The following is a 15489-nucleotide window of genomic DNA, read 5'->3' as shown; positions in this document are numbered from 1 at the left end:
CTTTGCGGGACTGATGGCGACCGCGCCGCCATAGGTTTCGGCCCATGTCTTCGCCTTGCCGATGGACCGGTTATAGACGGTCAGGCTGTGCCCGGCCTTGGCCAGATGTCCTGCGATCGGGCCGCCCATGACGCCCAGGCCGATAAATGCGATGCTAGCCATATGCCTCTTATATCTGGAGCAATTTCAGACCGGATAGCGATCCGATGCTGAAGAAATCGCGGAAGCCAAAGGACAATGCAACATGACCGTCGGCCTTTGCCGATTGTCATGCTGTTGCGTGTAACCATGCCATAAGGCCAGTTTTGCGACAGTGCCAGTTTCTTCGCCCGCAATTTTCGTTTAGGGCGCGCCCATGACCAAGCTCGCAACGATCGAAAGCGCTCTGCCGCTCCCCATCACCGTCGATGACGTTCTTGCCGCGCGGACCCGGATTTCGGGGTCCATCGTCAAGACGCCGACGCTGATTAGCCAGACGCTGTCGAACATGCTGGGTTGCAACGTCTATCTGAAATTCGAAAATCTTCAATTCACCGCCGCCTATAAGGAACGCGGCGCGCTCAATCGCCTGCTGCAACTGGACGACGCGGCAAAGGCAAAGGGCGTGATCGCCGCGTCGGCGGGCAATCACGCACAGGGCCTTGCCTATCATGGCAAGCGACTGGGCGTGCCCGTCACCATCGTCATGCCCACCACCACCCCCACGGTGAAGGTGACGCAGACGCAGGGCCACGGCGCGACCGTCGTGCAGCATGGCGAAAAGTTCGACGATGCCTATGCCCATGCCCGTCTGCTGGAGGTGGAGCAGGGCCTGACCTTCGTCCATCCTTTCGACGAACCCGACATCATGGCCGGGCAGGGGACGGTCGCGCTCGAAATGCTGGAGGACGCGCCGCAGATCGACACGCTGCTCATCCCCATCGGCGGGGGCGGCCTGTTTTCGGGCATGTCTACCGCCGCGCGCGCGATGAAGCCCGACATTCGGCTGGTCGGTGTGCAGGCCGAACTCTATCCATCCATGTATGATTTCATCAAGGGCGCCGACCTTGCCTGCGACGGCGATACGCTGGCCGAAGGGATTGCCGTCAAGCAGCCGGGCGAAATCACCCGCCGCTTCGTGGAGCGGCTGGCGGATGATGTGCTGCTGGTCACCGAACGGCGGCTGGAGGAAGCGGTCAGCCTGCTGCTCCAGATCGAAAAGACCGTGGTCGAAGGGGCGGGGGCCGCTGGCCTCGCCGCGCTGCTGACCTATCGTGATCAATTTGCCGGGCGCAATGTCGGGCTGGTGCTGACGGGAGGCAATATCGACACGCGTCTGCTGGCCAATGTGCTGCTACGCGATCTGGCGCGCTCGGGCCGTCTGGCGCGGCTGCGCATCATCCTTCAGGATCGGCCGGGCGCGCTGTTCCATGTCGCCCGCATCTTCGATCAGGAAGCGGTGAACATCCTCGAACTGGCGCATCAGCGCATCTTCACCAACCTGCCGGCCAAGGGGCTGACGCTGGATGTGGAATGCGAAACCCGCGACAGCGCGCATCTTCAGCGGCTGATCGCGGCGCTGGGGCAGGCCGGTTACGAAGTGGCTCCGATCGAGGTCGCCTGACGGGCTGGAATATGGGCCGAACTTTCGTGGTAAACGCCCTTTTCAGCGGGGGCGCGGGACGGCATAGTCGAAAATATGACCAACCCGCGCCGTCGCCATGAATCGGAGCCTGGAACGTGACCGCCGCATTCCGTTTTCCGCGCTTCTTCGTGACGAACCCGTCCCCTTGCCCCTATCTGCCGGGCAAGAGCGAACGCAAGGTGTTCACCGAACTCAACGGCGACAATGCCGCCGAACTCAATGATGCGCTGGGCCGCATCGGTTTTCGCCGCAGTCAGAATGTCGCCTATCGCCCCAGCTGTGCCGATTGCTCCGCCTGCGTTTCGGTGCGCGTCGTGGCGAATGAATTTCAGCCCAACGCGACCCAGCGCAAGCTGATCCGCCGCAACAGCGACCTGACGGTCACCGCCTGCAAGCCATGGTCGACGGAGGAGCAGTTCGCCCTGCTTCAGCGTTATCTGGCGGATCGTCATCCCGGCGGGGGCATGACGGAAATGGATGAAATGGACTTTGCCGACATGGTCGAACAGACCCCGGTGGACAGCCATATCATCGAATATCGCGAACCGGGCATGGATGGCCGGCCCGGCAAGCTGGTGGGCGCCTGCCTCACCGATCGTCAGGGTGACGGGCTGTCGATGATCTACAGCTTCTTCGACACGACGCTGGAAAACCGGCCGGGCCTCGGCAATTTCATCATTCTCGACCATATCATGCGCGCTGCCAATGCCGGGCTGCCCTATGTCTATCTGGGCTATTGGGTCGATGGGTCGCAGCGGATGCAATATAAGATCCGCTATCGCCCGCTCGAAAAGCTCGGCCGCAACGGCTGGACCCGGTTCGATCCGCATGAACAGGCGCAGGCCATTCGCGGCGTGCAACAGCGCGACGAACCGCCATTGCCGCTGGAACTGACGGCCATGTTTCGCAAATAAATATGCACCTGTCTGCTAGTTGACTGAAAAATCAGGCAGATAAAGATGGCCACCTTATTTCCGATGGGCCAAAATATTTAACTTTCTGCGCTAATCCCGGCTGATGGCAGGTGAGAGGAACATGCTATCGGGGGCGGAATTTGGACCGCTTTGCTGATCGTAGATTCCGCGATGTCGGTTCGACATCTGGCGACGACCTGTTCGCGCACGATCTGTTCTTGCAGCGTAACAATCCTCTGTTGCCCTCGGTTTTCGAACCGGTCATGCCGCCGCTGCTCCGGTGGATTGCCGACTGTCGCGGTCGCCTGATCGCGATCGAACGCAGCAACCGCTATTTTCAGCCCCGATTCGCGGCAGATCCCGCCGGACTGGGCTGGCGCGCGCTGCTGACTGGGGTCGATCGCCGCCAGTTGATCGAAACCGCGGTCGCATCCCCCCGGCCTCAGCCGCTCACGCTGCCGTTCCTGTGCGCCGACGGACAGATACGCTGGTGCCTGCTGCGCATGATGTGCATATCGGTGCCACGCCAATCGCCGCGCTGGTACGGCACGGTGGAGGATGTCCACGAACGGCATGACCGCGAATCGCGGGCGCTCGCCATGGCGCTGGCGGAAAGCCGCGATCATTACCGCGCCTCGGTCGACCTCAGCCCGCAGGTACCATGGACGGCTGGCCCGGACGGGTTGATAGAGGAAGTGGGGCCGCGCTGGCTCGACCTGACCGGCATGGACGCGCATAAGGCCGTGGGCACCGGCTGGCTCGGCGCACTCCATCCCGAAGACATGCAGCGTGTCGTGGCGATATGGGGCCGTCATCTGTCCAGCGGCGCGCCGGTCGATGTCGATTATCGCATCCGACTGCGCGACGGCAGCTATCGCTGGATGCGCTCCCGCGCCTCCGCGCGCAGGAATGCGCAGGGCACGATCCTGCGCTGGTACGGCACGCTGGAGGATGTCCATGCCGAAAGGCTGGCGCAGACCGCGCTGACCGACAGCGAAGAACGCTTCCGTCTGGCGGTGCAATCGGCGCGACTGGGCATCTGGGATTTCGACTGCGTCACCGGCGTTCGGACATGGTCGAAGGAATTTCGCCGCATGCTCGGCCTTGGCGACCATCAACCCGCGACCAGCGAAGTGGCCATGGCTCTGGTCCATCCGGAAGATCGCGAGCGTTTGCAGGCGATGGTGTCTGCCGTGGCCGATGGCGTCATGCCGCCGCATTTCGAAGCGACGCTGCGCATTTACCGGGCGGACAATGGCGCGCTGCGCTGGATACGCAGCACCGGCTGGATGACGCGATCGGATGCAGGCCGCCCGCTGCGCATCATCGTCACCTTCCGCGACGTCAGCGAAGAACATGATGCCGAAGAACGCATCCGCTGGGCCGCGACCCATGATCCGATGACGCGGCTGCCCAATCGCGCCTTGTGGCAGGCGACGCTGGAGGAAATGGCGGCGCGCGCGCGGGTAGACGACAAGCATTTCGGCCTGCTGCTGCTGGACATAGACGACCTTAAACGCACCAATGATTCGATGGGACATGATGCCGGGGACGCGCTGCTCTGCGCCTTTGCCGAACGGCTGGCGGCGGTCGCGCCGCCGGACGCCGTGCTGGGGCGGCTGGGCGGCGACGAATTTGGCCTGGCCGCCGAATCGTTGACGGACAGCGCAAAGCTGGAAGGTCTCGCCGCGTCCCTGATCGAAGCGATGCGCACGCCGCATGTACATCAGGGCCGCTCGCTCGACTGCGGCGTCAGCATCGGCGGCGCGGTCTTTGGCGAACATGCGGGCGCGGCGGACGACCTGCTGAAGGCCGCCGATCTGGCGCTCTACGCGTCGAAGGGGGCTGGGCGGGGGCGGCTGACCCTGTTCCATTCGTCCCTGCGGTCCGAAGCACAGCAACGCAGTTCGATGATCCGCATGGCGCGGCAGGTCGTCGTCGATCGCCTCGCCACGCCCTATTATCAGCCGCGCATCGACATGCGGGATGGCCGGGTGCTGGGTTATGAAGCGCTGCTCCGCTGGCACCATCCGCGCATGGGCGTGCAATTGCCCGGCACCATCGCGGCTGCATTCGATCATGCGGAGATCGCCGTGGCCCTGACGCAGCAGATGCTGGACGCGGTGACGCAGGATATTCAGGTCTGGCTGCGCGCGGGTCTCGATCCGGGGCGGGTCGCGATCAACGCGTCGGCGGCCGATTTCGCGAGCGGCGATTTCGCCGATCGCATCCTCGGCCAGTTGCATCGCACCGAAATTCCGACCCGTCATTTTGAAGTTGAGGTGACCGAAACCGTCTTTCTGGGGCGAGGCACCGATCAGGTCGAAAGGGCGCTCAACCATTTCGCCGCCGCCGGGGTTCAGGTGGCGCTGGACGATTTCGGCACCGGTTTCGCCTCGCTCACGCACCTCAAGGAATATCCGGTGAGCGTGCTCAAGATCGACCGCAGCTTCATCAGCAATGTCGAACAGGATGCGGGCGACGCCGCCATCGTGGACGCGATCGTCAAAATGGGCGGCAGCTTCGATATGGAAGTCGTGGCCGAAGGCGTGGAAACCGCCGCGCAGGCCGATTTCCTGCTACGGTTGGGCTGCATCGTGGCGCAGGGCTTCCATCTCGGCAGACCCCTGCCGGTCAGCGATTTCACCCCGCCACGGCCTTGCTAGAACAGCCTTTCGGCCGGGACAGGCGATGAATCGCAATATGCAGCATCGCTGACGCGTATAACCTAAAAAGGGCCGGACCTCTGTTAAGGCCCGACCCTCTCCATATTTATTTGCAGCGACAGCTGCGCGCGACGCGGCGACGCACCGGCATCTTTTGGGTGACATAGGTGGTGGTCGTGGTCGTCGTGGTCACGGCGGGCTGCACCGTTACGGTCGTCACCACCGGCGCGGGATAATAATAGCCGCCCGAAATATAGCCGCCACCCTGCTGGGTCACGACCGGGCCGCCATCGCCCGCCCAGTGCGGTGCCCCGGCATAGGGCGGCGCGTCATAATCGACGCCCGCACCGCGCACTTCGCCTTCGAACTTGCCGTCATAGGTGCCGCTGACCTTGCGCCCGTCGTCCGTGGTCCATGTGCCCGTCCAACGGCCTTCATAATCATTCTGCGTCGTCACGGCATCGTCGGCATAGCCATAACCATAATCATAGCCCGCACCGGGGCGACGCGGCGGCGGGGGCGCATTGCGGTGCGGCGCATCTTCCGCCTTGTCGATCGCCATTCCAGCCACCGCGCCGACGCCCGCGCCGATCAGCGTGCCTGCGGTGCGATTGCCGCGCCCGGCGATACGATTGCCCGCAATGCCGCCCACGACTGCGCCGATGGCTGCTCCGCCAACGCCATTGTCGCGGCGCGGCTCTTCATAATATCCATCGGGGGCGTAACCGCCTTCATAACGGGCCCAGTCGATGTCGCTGCGCGAATCGTAAACCCGGCCATGGCGGTCGGTCATCACCGCATCGTCATAATAGCGCGACCAGCCATAGCCATAGGCCGGGGCGGGCAGGCCATAGGCGCCATAATTGCCGATATAATAGCTGGGGCTGACCCAATAGCGCGGCAGGACATAGCCATAGACCGGGCGGCGATAGGCGCCCCATCCGCCAGGCGCGCCCCAACCGGCATACCAGCGGCCATTCTGGCGTGGTCCCCAGCGGTTGCCGCCGTTCCACTGGCCATTCCATCCGCCGGGACGGGGTGCGCCGACACCGGGGCGGGGCGTCATGCCCGGACGCGGCCCGTTCCAGCCCTTGCCCATGACCGGCAGCGCAGCGCCCGCGCCACCCGCCGCCATGGCCGGAACAGCCGCACCGGCCAGCACCGCACTGGCGCCCAGCAGGAAAAGGGTTGCCGTTCGCATGGTTAACACTCCCTGTTTTACATGGCGTGCGAAACGGATGCGCAGGCCGAAATCCTAACGCATCGTTTAGCATGCCGATCCGCGGCTATCCATGATTCTGACCCCGAAGGGCTGTCCTAAAACGGGTCGAAAAATGGAAAGCGGTAGGCGCGCGAACGGAAAACAGGGTTAACGCGTCAGCCGATGCGCGCCGCGATACGGGCCGCCAGTGCTTCCAGTCCGGCCGCGTCGGCCGAATCGAACCGGGCGGGCAGCGGGCTGTCCAGGTCGATCACGCCGATCAGCCGACCGTCATGCACCACCGGCACCACGATTTCGGACGCGCTCGCCGCGTCGCAGGCGATATGGCCGGGAAATGCATGGACATCTTCGACCAGCTGCGTTTCGCGGGTTGCGGCGGCCGCGCCGCACACGCCGCGTCCCACGGGGATGCGGATGCAGGCGGGCTTGCCCTGAAACGGGCCGAGCACCAGTTCATCGCCGACCATGCGATAAAATCCCGCCCAGTTGAGGTCGGGCAGGAACTGCCACAGCAGCGCGGACAGGTTCGCCATATTGGCGACCGGGTCGGGCTCCGACGCCGTCAGCGCATCGGCGGCGGACAGCATATCTGCGTAAAGGGTGGCCTTGTCGGCGGCGGTGGGGGCGAAATCATACATGGCGCCCATATAGGGCGGCGGCGATCCGGTGCAATCCACCTGTCGCCGCCTGACGCTCAGTCGAACTGCACGCGCCCGCGCCCCTGCTTTACCGAACTGCGCGCTTTCTTTGCGTCCACCCGGCGCGCCTTGGCGGCCTTCCCCGGTTTGGTGGCGATCCGCCGGGCATCGCGCACATGCGCCTTGGCGATCATTTCGGCCAGCCGTTCGCGCGCATCCTGCCGATTGGCTTCCTGCGTGCGAAATCGCGACGCCTGAATGACGATCTCATTGGCCGATGTCAGCCGCGATCCCGCCAGTTCCTTCAACTTGCGATAGGCATGGACCGGCAGGCCCAGCCTGAACAGGTTGACCCGCAACTGGACGGTCGTCGCCACCTTGTTGACATTCTGCCCGCCGGGTCCGCCACCGGTGATGAAGCGCTCTTCCAGCGCATCATCGGGAATCTCAAAGTCCGGCATCGTCCAGCAGTTCCGGACCAAAGCCTGCCGCGGCAAAGGTTGCGGGCAGGGGGGCGGTCGCTTCCGCGGCGGGCTTGTCCCCGCGCGGCATGCTCAGGAACCGGCTGTGCAACAGCATCTTGCCTTCCCCGTTGCCATAGACCGGGTCGCCCACGATGCCAAAGCCCAGCCCATGCAGCGCATGGACGCGGATCTGGTGCGTCCGCCCGGTCTGCGGGGTAAAGGCGATCAGCGCGCGGCCATCCTTCTGTGCGACCTTGCGCCAGTGGGTGACGGCATTCTTGCCGGCCTTCGCCGGGATCATCCGCCATCCTTGCGCTTCGCTGCTGATCTTTTTCAGTGCCAGTTCGATGGTTCCTTCGTCTTCGGCAGGCGCGCCATCGATCACCGCGACATACCGCTTTTCCACCGTCCCGGCCTCGAACGCGGCGGCAAAGCGCTTATGCGCCTTGGGGTTGCGCGCCAGAAGCAGGCACCCGCTGGTATCCCGGTCCAGCCGATGGACGGGCAGGGGCCAGCGCTGAAAGCCGAAGGTCAGCGAAGCGAGATGATTTTCCAGCGCCATCGATCCGTCGCGCGGCGCATCCACCGGCAATCCGGCGGGTTTGTCCAGGATCAGGGCTTCGCCATCGATAAACAGCACATGGTCGGTCAGCAGGGCCAAGGGATGATATTCCGATCGGTATTGAAGTGGGAAAATGGATGCGCGTGCGGCCTGTTGCGGCATCTTGTGACTAAAGTGAACCGGACGACGCTCTCAATATTCTTCATTTGCCGCATGATGGCAGCGGTCAGCTGTTCCAGCCGTGTTGATTATGCTCTATAGGCCCGGCGCGCGATGGACAATAGAGGGCATGACGGGGCGCAGGCGCAATTTCGGCTCGACTGGGTCGATGTCGCGCGTGGTCTGGGCATTATCGCGGTGGTGGTCGGCCATGTGTGGACGCGCGGGCCGGTGCGCGATGCGATGTACAGTTTTCACATGCCGCTTTTCTTCCTGCTATCGGGCCTGCTGTCCCGGCCGCAGGCGGTCGGCCCGTTCACCCGGCGCCAGATATTCGGCCAGATGCGGCCCTATGCGATTTTCCTGATCGCGCTGATTCTGATCGATCAGGTTGTGGAGCCGCTGAAGGGCGGGCGGCCGATCTTTCATCAATGGCCCGAAGATATGGTGCTGATCCTGCTGGGCGGGTTCTGGCTGCGCGGCCCCTATACCATCTTCTGGTTCGTACCCTGCCTGATGCTGGCGCGGATCATCTTCAACCTGCTGCTGGTGCGCTGGCCCGATGTCATGGATCGGCGCTGGATGGTGGCGCTGCTGCCGGTCCTCCTCCTTGCTTATGCGCTGGGACGGTGGACGCAGGCGTCGCCTTTGGGCCTGCTGACCGTGCCCATGGCGCTGATCCTTCTATGGGTCGGTGCGGCATGGCCACGGGTTCGGTGGCGCAACGGGATGATCGCGCCGCTGGCCCTGCTGGCGCTGGCCGGGCTGGGTGGCTTCGTGCCTACGCTCAACATGAAGGCGGGCGATTATGGCTGGCCCTTGCTCTCGATCGGCGCGGCGGTGGCGACGTCATTCCTGCTGTTTCGCCTGTCCGCGCTGATCGTCCCCTATGCCGCGCCGGTGGCGGCACTGGGGCGGGCGTCACTGGTGATCATGTATGTCCATGTCGCCATCATCCATTATGGATCGCCTTATCTGGGCAGGTTCTGGCTGCTGGCGCTGGCCCTGCTGGTCCCATGGGCGCTGCATGCGCTGATCCGCAGGTCACCCGCCGCGACCCGGCTGTTCCTTTAGCGCATGGCCCGTTCATGCTGAATCGGATCAAGCTCCATTCTTCTTTTGTCTTCCGCATTTTCCGAGCCAGCAGATGATGCCATCGGCTTCGCTCTTCCGTTCACCGCATAGCGCGAGCCGCCACCTGTTCCAGTTGGCTTAGACAGGCTTGAGAGCAGGCTGCGTTAAATCTGATGTCAGAGGCGTGCTCTAGCCGTCTGTTATCGCATCGTTTTAAGTGCAAAACCGATTGCCGCTTTTGCGCACGATGCTTTATCCGTTCTGGATCAGCGAAAGTCTGTCGTCCACCCCGGCGCGCGCGACGATGCCATAGGCGGCCTGCGCGATGATCTGCGCCTGGCTGAGCGCCGCGCCATCCTTTTCCCGCTGCGCCGACGCGACCGGATCGGCTACGGCGGACGCCTGTGGTGACGCATAATAGCTGCTGTCGGCCAGTCGTTCGCTTAAACTCTGCCGCACCGGCGTCGCGGTCGCGGGCGTGGCGCTCATCTGACGCGGGCCGCTGGATGGCGCAGCATAGGTCAGCGGTTCCGACGGGGCAGGAGTAGAGATGATCACCGACTGGGACGGTGCCGACGATACCGGCGCGCTCGGCGCAGGCGTCGATGCGGTGGGTTCGGGGGCTGGCGTTACGACAGGCTGGGCGGGCGGCGGTGTCTGCGCTGCGGGGGCGGACGCCTGTGCCGCTGCCTCCTCCCATGCCTTTTTGATCTGGCCCAGCCCATTGCCGATGCCGTTATTCCAGGTCAGGCCGTTATTGATCCCGCCGATCATTAAATTTTCTCCTGTCCCCGCCGTATCTATGTCGGATCACTCCTTCGATGCCCTCAACGGAAAAGGTGTGCGCGGTATTAAGGCTGTGTCCGGGCACCTCCTCCCGCGCATTTTTCGCGCGGACCCCATGGCTTTGCGCAACCGTCATTCCCGTCGCCGTTTACGCGGCCTCTCCTCTACGATCTGCCGCGCGGAATCGCAGAAGGGCGCCAGAAAATCATATAGCTGATCGGCCAGTTGGTCCGCCGCCAGCATATAGAGTACATATTGCCCGCGCTTCTGTTCGCGCACAACGCCCGCATCCTTCAATATGCCCAGATGCTTGGAGATGGACGGCATTGCCATTTCGAAATTGTCGGCAATTTCGCCCACCGTCATCGCCTCCTGCGCCAGATAATGCAGGATGCGACGGCGCGGTTCCGATGCCAGAGCCTTGAAGATCTTGTCCATTCCTATTTAGCTAAATAGGAAAATGCCTAATCGCAAGTCTTCCGCCGCGCCTTGTCCGAAAGGCCGATTTTCTTGGCTTTTGTCGGGGTTGACACTTTGTAAATGGCTACCTAGAGGGGCGCTGCCTTGACGGGTGCAGCCGCAAGCGCCAAGCAAATGCCACGGGCCGCAAAGGTTCGATTGGAGATGATGCATGGCAGCGGACACATCCGGACAGGACCCGGCGGGCGAGGACTCGCGGATCGCCTCCCTTGAGGAGCGGATCGCGAAGGCCGAGCAGGTCGAAAAGGTCAGGCAGGGCGCCACGGAACAGGTTGCGGACGATGGTTCGCGCCTTGGCAACCGGGTGCTGGCCGAACTGATCGGTGGTCTTGTCGGCGGTGCGTTGATTGGCTGGGTGCTTGACCGGTTTTTCAACACATCCCCATGGCTCCTGCTGGTTTTCCTCGGTCTTGGGATCGCGGCCGCCTTCAGGAATATTATCAGATTGACGACGACGAAGCCGCCCGAACGATAAGGCTGCTTGGCTCTTAGTCCGAAGACTTGAACGCTACAGGGGTGAACGTGGCAGAATCCGGCAAAATCGATCCGATGCACCAATTCGCTATCGAACCTTTGTTCGGTACGGATCGCTGGTCGCTGGGCGGGTTCAACATCGCCTTCACTAACAGCGCGCTCTACATGGTGCTGGCCGCCGTGGTGCTGTGGATCTTCGTGATCGGCGGCATGAAGCGTGAACTGGTCCCCGGTCGCTGGCAGATGGCGGTCGAATATATGACCGGCTTCATCAAGAACCTGCTGATCGCCAATATCGGCGACAAGGGGCGGAAATACATCCCCTACGTCTTCTCGCTCTTCATGTTCATCCTGCTGGCGAACCTGCTGGGTCTGCTGCCGCTGGGTTTGGTGGGGCTTCACCCCTTCACCTTCACCAGCCATTTCACGGCGACCGGCGTTCTGGCCATCATGAGCTTCTCGATCGTGCTGATCGTCGGCTTCTACAAGCATGGCTTCCACTTCTTTTCGCTCTTCGTGCCGCACGGCACGCCGGTGGCGATGGTGGTGCCGCTCTTCTTCATCGAACTCGTGTCCTTCATGGTGCGTCCGTTCAGCCTTGGCCTGCGACTGTTCGTCGCGATGACCGCTGGCCACGTATTGCTGAAGGTTCTGGCGGGTTTCGTCATCAACAGCGCCAACGCCTCTCCGGCGCTGGGTGCAACCGTCGGCCTCGCCAGCTTCATCCTGATGATCGGCATCAGCGCGCTGGAAATGCTGGTCGCGGTCATCCAGGCCTATGTGTTCGCACTGCTGACCTCGGTCTATCTGAACGATGCCGAGAACCTGCACTAAGATTTCGCCAATTTTTTCAACTGTTACTTTGATTTAACAAGGGAGTTTACGACATGGACGCAGAAGCCGCAAAGCTGCTCGGTGCTGGCCTGGCCGCGATCGGTGCGGGCATCGCTGCCCTCGGTGTGGGCAACGTGTTCAGCGCGTTCCTGGAAGGCGCGCTGCGCAATCCGGGCGCTGCCGACGGCCAGCAGGGTCGTCTGTTCATCGGTTTCGCCGCGGCGGAACTTCTGGGTCTGCTGGCGTTCGTTATCGCCATGATCCTGGTGTTCGTGGCCTAATCACGAAAATTCGAAACGGGCAGGGCGGCATTTCGCCTATGCTCTGCCCGTTTCCCTTATTGACCGCCCTCTGATCGGACGGACCGAAAATGCCTCAAATCGCGCAAATTGCCGAAACCTATTCCAGTCAGATTTTCTGGCTGCTGGTCACCTTCGGTTTCGTCTTCTTCATCATTGGCCTTGGCATGGTGCCAAAGGTTCAGGGTACGGCGGACGCGCGCGACGCAAAGATCAGTGGCGATCTGGACGCTGCCAAGGCGGCCTTCGCCCGTGCCGACGAAGCGGAGGCGGATTACCGCGCCCGTGACGCGGCCAACCGCACTGCCGCTCAGGCGACGCTGGCCAAGGCCAAGAGCGAAGCCGCCAAGGCTTCCGAAGTCCGTCTGACCGCCGCCGACGCCATCGTCGCCGATCGGATCGCCGCCGCAGAAGCCCGTATCAAGGGCGCCAGCGAAGCCGCGATGGCAGAAATCGAAACCGTCGCCGCCGATGCGGCGCGCGACATGGTGGCTCGCATTTCCGGCGTGGAAGCGTCCGACGATGCAGCCCGCAACGCAGTAAAGGCGGCACTGGCCCATGGCTGAGGCAGCATCGCATAGCGCAGCGGAGGTTCCCCACTTGAACCAGGCAATTCACAGCGAAGGCATGGAACCGGTCGGCACCGTCGCGCATGAAGGCGTCGAACCCCATACCGATCCCAAGGCGGTCGGCATGGACGCCACCGCCTGGGTCAGCCTGGCGATGGCCGCGTTCATCGTCATCCTGCTGGTCAAGAAGGTGCCTGCCCTGATCGGCGGCGCGCTGGACGGCCGCATCGCGCAGATCAAGGAACAGCTGGCCGAAGCCGCGAAGCTGCGCGCCGAAGCCGAAACGCTCAAGCGCGAATATGAAGCCAGGCTGGCCGCCGCGGCCGGCGAAGCCGACGCCATGCGCAAGGCGGCTGAACATGAAGCCGAAGGGCTGATCGCCGACGCAAAGGTCAATGCCGAAGCGCTCGTCGCCCGCCGTGAAAAGATGGCGGAAGACAAGATCGGCGCCGCCGAACGCGCCGCCATCGCGGGCATCCGTGCAAAGGCCGTGAACGCAGCGACCGCCGCCGCCGCCGCGCTGATCGCGCAGGGCCATGATGCGAAGGCGGACAAGGCGCTGGTCGACAGCGCGATTTCGGGTATTGGCACGATCAACTGATCGGCCAGATCCGGGGATCATGAAAAAGGGCTGGTGCGTATCGTCGCACCAGCCCTTTTCCTTTTTCGGCCCTTTTCTTTTTTCGGCGATGCGTGGCGATTTCATGCCCGCGTCACGCATCGCGGACACAGGCGCGCCATTGCGAAAGGCGCGCCGCGCGCTATGTCTGCCCCCATGTCCGGCCCGCAATCCCCCGATCGATTCAACGAAGACAAGGCGACCTATACCGTCACCGGCAGCCAGCCGGACATCGACGCCGGGGTGGAGGCGATCCGCACCACGCTCAGGACGCTGCCGACCCGTCCGGGCGTCTATCGCATGCATGATGCGCGCGGCGATGTGCTCTATGTCGGGAAAGCGCGGGCGCTGCGGAACCGCGTGACCAATTATACGCAGGTCGATCGTCTGTCGAAACGTCTGCAACGCATGGTCGCCCAGACGCGCAGCATGACCATCGTCACCACCAACAGCGAAGCCGAAGCGCTGTTGCTGGAGGCGCAGCTGATCAAGCGCTATCGCCCGCCCTACAACGTCCTGCTGCGCGACGACAAAAGCTTCCCCTTCATCCTGTTACGCGAAGATCATGCCTTCCCCCGCGTCCAGAAGCATCGCGGCGCACGCAAATATAAGGGCCGCTATTACGGCCCCTTCGCCAGTGCCGGATCGGTCACGCGGACCATCAACGCGCTGCAAAAGCTGTTCCTGCTGCGTAGCTGTACCGACAGCTTCTTTTCCAACCGGTCGCGCCCCTGCCTGCTTTATCAGATCAAGCGCTGCTCAGCCCCCTGCGTCGACCGCATAGACGAAGGCGGCTATGCCGAACTGGTCCGCGACGCGCAGGATTTTCTGGGCGGCAAATCGACCGCCGTGCAGAAGAAGCTCGGCGCGGCGATGGAGGCTGCGGCGGAATCGCTGGACTTCGAACAGGCCGCGATGATCCGCGATCGGCTCAAGGCCCTGACCTTCATTCAGGGGTCGCAGGCGATCAATGCGGAGGGGCTTGGCGACGCCGACATCTTCGCGCTGGCGGAAAAGGGCGGGGCGATGTGCATCCAGGCCTTCTTCATCCGCGGCGGTCAAAATTGGGGCCATCGCAGCTTTTTTCCTGTCCATACCGCCGACGTTGCGACGGAGGAGGTGCTGGAAAGCTTCATGGCGCAATTTTATGAGGAAGTGCCGCCGCCCAAGCTGATCCTGACCGACCGCGAACCGGCCGAATGCGAACTGATGGCGCTGGCGCTCACCGAACGGCTGGGCAGCAAGGTACGGATTGAGGTGCCCCAGCGCGGCGACCGCACCCGCCTTATCAAACAGGCGCAACGCAATGCGGTGGAGGCGCTCGACCGACGTCTTGCCGAAACCACCAGTCAGGGCCGCATCCTCGACGAAATGGTTGAGGCTTTCGGGCTGGAGGGCGTCCCCGACCGTATCGAAATCTACGATAACAGCCATATTCAGGGCGCGCATGCTCTGGGTGCGATGGTGGTCGCGGGGCCGGAGGGCTTCCGCAAGAACGCCTATCGCAAGTTCAACATGAAGAACCCGGAAATTTCGAACGACGATTTCGCGATGATGCGTGAGATGTTCGAACGACGCTTCGGGCGCGCGCAAAAGGAAGACCCGGATCGCGACGGCGGCGAATGGCCCGATCTGGTCCTGATCGACGGCGGCAAGGGACAGCTGTCGGCGGCGCGCACCATGCTGGAGGAAATGGGCATAGAGGATGTGACCATGATCGGCGTCGCAAAGGGGCCGCATCATGGCCGCGACGGACGGGAAGTCTTCCACCTGCTGGACGGCCGGGAAATCACTTTCCCGCTCAATCATCCGGTACTCTTCTACCTTCAGCGCCTGCGTGATGAGGCGCACCGCTTCGCCATCGGTGCGCATCGGGCAAAGCGCAGCAAGGCGATCACTATGTCCTCGCTGGACGAAGTACCCGGCATCGGTCCCGCGCGGAAGAAGGCGCTGCTGATGCATTTCGGCACCGCCCGCGCCGTGCGCGACGCCGCGCTGGACGATCTGGTAAAGGCGCCAGGCGTGTCGAAGGCGGTGGCGCAACAGGTCTATGATTATTTCCACGGGTGAAGGGGTGGGTCTTCCCATCCTTCGCATTGCTCCCC

17 protein-coding genes are annotated in these 15489 nt (G+C 63.1%); 10 read left to right on the top strand and 7 right to left on the bottom strand.

Annotation, left to right across the window (positions count from 1 at the left end):
- Window positions 1-162: NAD(P)-binding domain-containing protein (locus ACOJSJ_RS10305; RefSeq protein ID WP_420144892.1), on the bottom strand; the 162-nt coding region annotated here is incomplete at its 3' end.
- A 193-nt stretch (window positions 163-355) separates the two neighbouring features.
- On the opposite strand from ACOJSJ_RS10305, the gene ACOJSJ_RS10300 reads away from it, so the two are divergent.
- The 3 genes from ACOJSJ_RS10300 to ACOJSJ_RS10290 all read left to right on the top strand — a co-directional run bounded on the left by ACOJSJ_RS10300 (window position 356) and on the right by ACOJSJ_RS10290 (window position 5204).
- The gene (locus ACOJSJ_RS10300) at window positions 356-1603 is read left to right on the top strand and encodes a threonine ammonia-lyase (protein ID WP_420144888.1); all 1248 of its coding nucleotides are present in this window, start codon (window positions 356-358) and stop codon (window positions 1601-1603) included.
- A gap of 116 nt (window positions 1604-1719) precedes the next feature.
- Window positions 1720-2538: an arginyltransferase gene (locus ACOJSJ_RS10295; RefSeq protein WP_420144887.1), complete on the top strand. Its 819-nt coding sequence runs from the start codon at window positions 1720-1722 to the stop codon at window positions 2536-2538.
- Window positions 2539-2678: 140 nt separating this feature from the next.
- Window positions 2679-5204: a putative bifunctional diguanylate cyclase/phosphodiesterase gene (locus tag ACOJSJ_RS10290; RefSeq protein WP_420144886.1), complete on the top strand. Its 2526-nt coding sequence runs from the start codon at window positions 2679-2681 to the stop codon at window positions 5202-5204.
- 106 nt (window positions 5205-5310) lie between these two features.
- Here ACOJSJ_RS10290 and ACOJSJ_RS10285 read toward each other — a convergent pair whose 3' ends face one another.
- From ACOJSJ_RS10285 to ACOJSJ_RS10270, 4 genes are all read right to left on the bottom strand, one after another.
- Entirely contained in the window at window positions 5311-6405 is a 1095-nt protein-coding gene (locus ACOJSJ_RS10285) for an RcnB family protein (protein ID WP_420144885.1), read from the bottom strand.
- A gap of 176 nt (window positions 6406-6581) precedes the next feature.
- Entirely contained in the window at window positions 6582-7064 is a 483-nt protein-coding gene (locus tag ACOJSJ_RS10280) for a GAF domain-containing protein (protein ID WP_420144891.1), read from the bottom strand.
- 56 nt (window positions 7065-7120) lie between these two features.
- A complete protein-coding gene (gene arfB / locus ACOJSJ_RS10275) occupies window positions 7121-7525 on the bottom strand; it encodes an alternative ribosome rescue aminoacyl-tRNA hydrolase ArfB (protein ID WP_420144884.1) in 405 nt (134 codons plus the stop codon).
- Window positions 7512-8189, bottom strand: coding sequence for an RluA family pseudouridine synthase (locus ACOJSJ_RS10270; protein WP_420144883.1), 678 nt, complete (start codon window positions 8187-8189; stop codon window positions 7512-7514). Before ACOJSJ_RS10270 ends, arfB begins: the two co-directional genes overlap by 14 nt.
- A gap of 174 nt (window positions 8190-8363) precedes the next feature.
- Between ACOJSJ_RS10270 and ACOJSJ_RS10265 the strand changes: the two genes are divergently transcribed.
- Complete coding sequence (locus ACOJSJ_RS10265) at window positions 8364-9323, top strand: acyltransferase family protein (protein WP_420144882.1); 960 nt, start codon at window positions 8364-8366, stop codon at window positions 9321-9323.
- 252 nt (window positions 9324-9575) lie between these two features.
- On the opposite strand, the gene ACOJSJ_RS10260 is transcribed toward ACOJSJ_RS10265, so the two are convergent.
- Together ACOJSJ_RS10260 and ACOJSJ_RS10255 are read right to left on the bottom strand one after the other, a co-directional pair.
- Window positions 9576-10097 (bottom strand): hypothetical protein, encoded by a 522-nt coding sequence (locus ACOJSJ_RS10260; protein ID WP_420144881.1) that lies wholly within the window; start codon window positions 10095-10097, stop codon window positions 9576-9578.
- Window positions 10098-10241: 144 nt separating this feature from the next.
- Window positions 10242-10547, bottom strand: a complete 306-nt coding sequence (locus tag ACOJSJ_RS10255; protein ID WP_420144880.1) for a metalloregulator ArsR/SmtB family transcription factor — start codon at window positions 10545-10547, stop codon at window positions 10242-10244.
- A 193-nt stretch (window positions 10548-10740) separates the two neighbouring features.
- Between ACOJSJ_RS10255 and ACOJSJ_RS10250 the strand changes: the two genes are divergently transcribed.
- The 6 genes from ACOJSJ_RS10250 (at window position 10741) to uvrC (ending at window position 15454) form a co-directional block, all read left to right on the top strand.
- Complete coding sequence (locus ACOJSJ_RS10250; RefSeq protein ID WP_420144879.1) at window positions 10741-11064, top strand: AtpZ/AtpI family protein; 324 nt, start codon at window positions 10741-10743, stop codon at window positions 11062-11064.
- A 47-nt stretch (window positions 11065-11111) separates the two neighbouring features.
- Window positions 11112-11897, top strand: a complete 786-nt coding sequence (locus tag ACOJSJ_RS10245; protein WP_420144878.1) for a F0F1 ATP synthase subunit A — start codon at window positions 11112-11114, stop codon at window positions 11895-11897.
- Between the two features lie 53 nt (window positions 11898-11950).
- Window positions 11951-12178, top strand: a complete 228-nt coding sequence (locus ACOJSJ_RS10240; RefSeq protein ID WP_006961951.1) for a F0F1 ATP synthase subunit C — start codon at window positions 11951-11953, stop codon at window positions 12176-12178.
- A gap of 89 nt (window positions 12179-12267) precedes the next feature.
- Window positions 12268-12762 (top strand): ATPase, encoded by a 495-nt coding sequence (locus ACOJSJ_RS10235; protein WP_420144877.1) that lies wholly within the window; start codon window positions 12268-12270, stop codon window positions 12760-12762.
- Window positions 12755-13366: a F0F1 ATP synthase subunit B gene (locus tag ACOJSJ_RS10230; RefSeq protein WP_420144876.1), complete on the top strand. Its 612-nt coding sequence runs from the start codon at window positions 12755-12757 to the stop codon at window positions 13364-13366. The genes ACOJSJ_RS10235 and ACOJSJ_RS10230 overlap by 8 nt, the downstream gene beginning before the upstream one ends.
- 174 nt (window positions 13367-13540) lie before the next feature.
- Complete coding sequence (uvrC, locus tag ACOJSJ_RS10225) at window positions 13541-15454, top strand: excinuclease ABC subunit UvrC (protein ID WP_420144890.1); 1914 nt, start codon at window positions 13541-13543, stop codon at window positions 15452-15454.
- Window positions 15455-15489 lie beyond the last annotated feature (35 nt).

Origin of the sequence: Sphingobium sp. (assembly GCF_048594625.1) — a bacterium.
Lineage (GTDB): Bacteria > Pseudomonadota > Alphaproteobacteria > Sphingomonadales > Sphingomonadaceae > Sphingobium.
The sequence above is the reverse complement of the archived record's forward strand: the minus strand, read 5'-3'. Positions and strand labels throughout refer to the sequence as shown.

What these genes read in the sequence shown, in the direction of transcription:
- ACOJSJ_RS10300 (WP_420144888.1), top strand. Translation starts at nt 356, where the DNA reads ATGACCAAGCTCGCAACGATCGAAAGCGCTCTGCCGCTCCCCATCACC.
- ACOJSJ_RS10285 (WP_420144885.1), bottom strand. Translation starts at nt 6,405, where the DNA reads ATGCGAACGGCAACCCTTTTCCTGCTGGGCGCCAGTGCGGTGCTGGCC.
- ACOJSJ_RS10280 (WP_420144891.1), bottom strand. Translation starts at nt 7,064, where the DNA reads ATGTATGATTTCGCCCCCACCGCCGCCGACAAGGCCACCCTTTACGCA.
- arfB (WP_420144884.1), bottom strand. Translation starts at nt 7,525, where the DNA reads ATGCCGGACTTTGAGATTCCCGATGATGCGCTGGAAGAGCGCTTCATC.
- ACOJSJ_RS10265 (WP_420144882.1), top strand. Translation starts at nt 8,364, where the DNA reads ATGGACAATAGAGGGCATGACGGGGCGCAGGCGCAATTTCGGCTCGAC.
- ACOJSJ_RS10260 (WP_420144881.1), bottom strand. Translation starts at nt 10,097, where the DNA reads ATGATCGGCGGGATCAATAACGGCCTGACCTGGAATAACGGCATCGGC.
- ACOJSJ_RS10255 (WP_420144880.1), bottom strand. Translation starts at nt 10,547, where the DNA reads ATGGACAAGATCTTCAAGGCTCTGGCATCGGAACCGCGCCGTCGCATC.
- ACOJSJ_RS10250 (WP_420144879.1), top strand. Translation starts at nt 10,741, where the DNA reads ATGGCAGCGGACACATCCGGACAGGACCCGGCGGGCGAGGACTCGCGG.
- ACOJSJ_RS10240 (WP_006961951.1), top strand. Translation starts at nt 11,951, where the DNA reads ATGGACGCAGAAGCCGCAAAGCTGCTCGGTGCTGGCCTGGCCGCGATC.
- ACOJSJ_RS10235 (WP_420144877.1), top strand. Translation starts at nt 12,268, where the DNA reads ATGCCTCAAATCGCGCAAATTGCCGAAACCTATTCCAGTCAGATTTTC.
- ACOJSJ_RS10230 (WP_420144876.1), top strand. Translation starts at nt 12,755, where the DNA reads ATGGCTGAGGCAGCATCGCATAGCGCAGCGGAGGTTCCCCACTTGAAC.
- uvrC (WP_420144890.1), top strand. Translation starts at nt 13,541, where the DNA reads ATGTCCGGCCCGCAATCCCCCGATCGATTCAACGAAGACAAGGCGACC.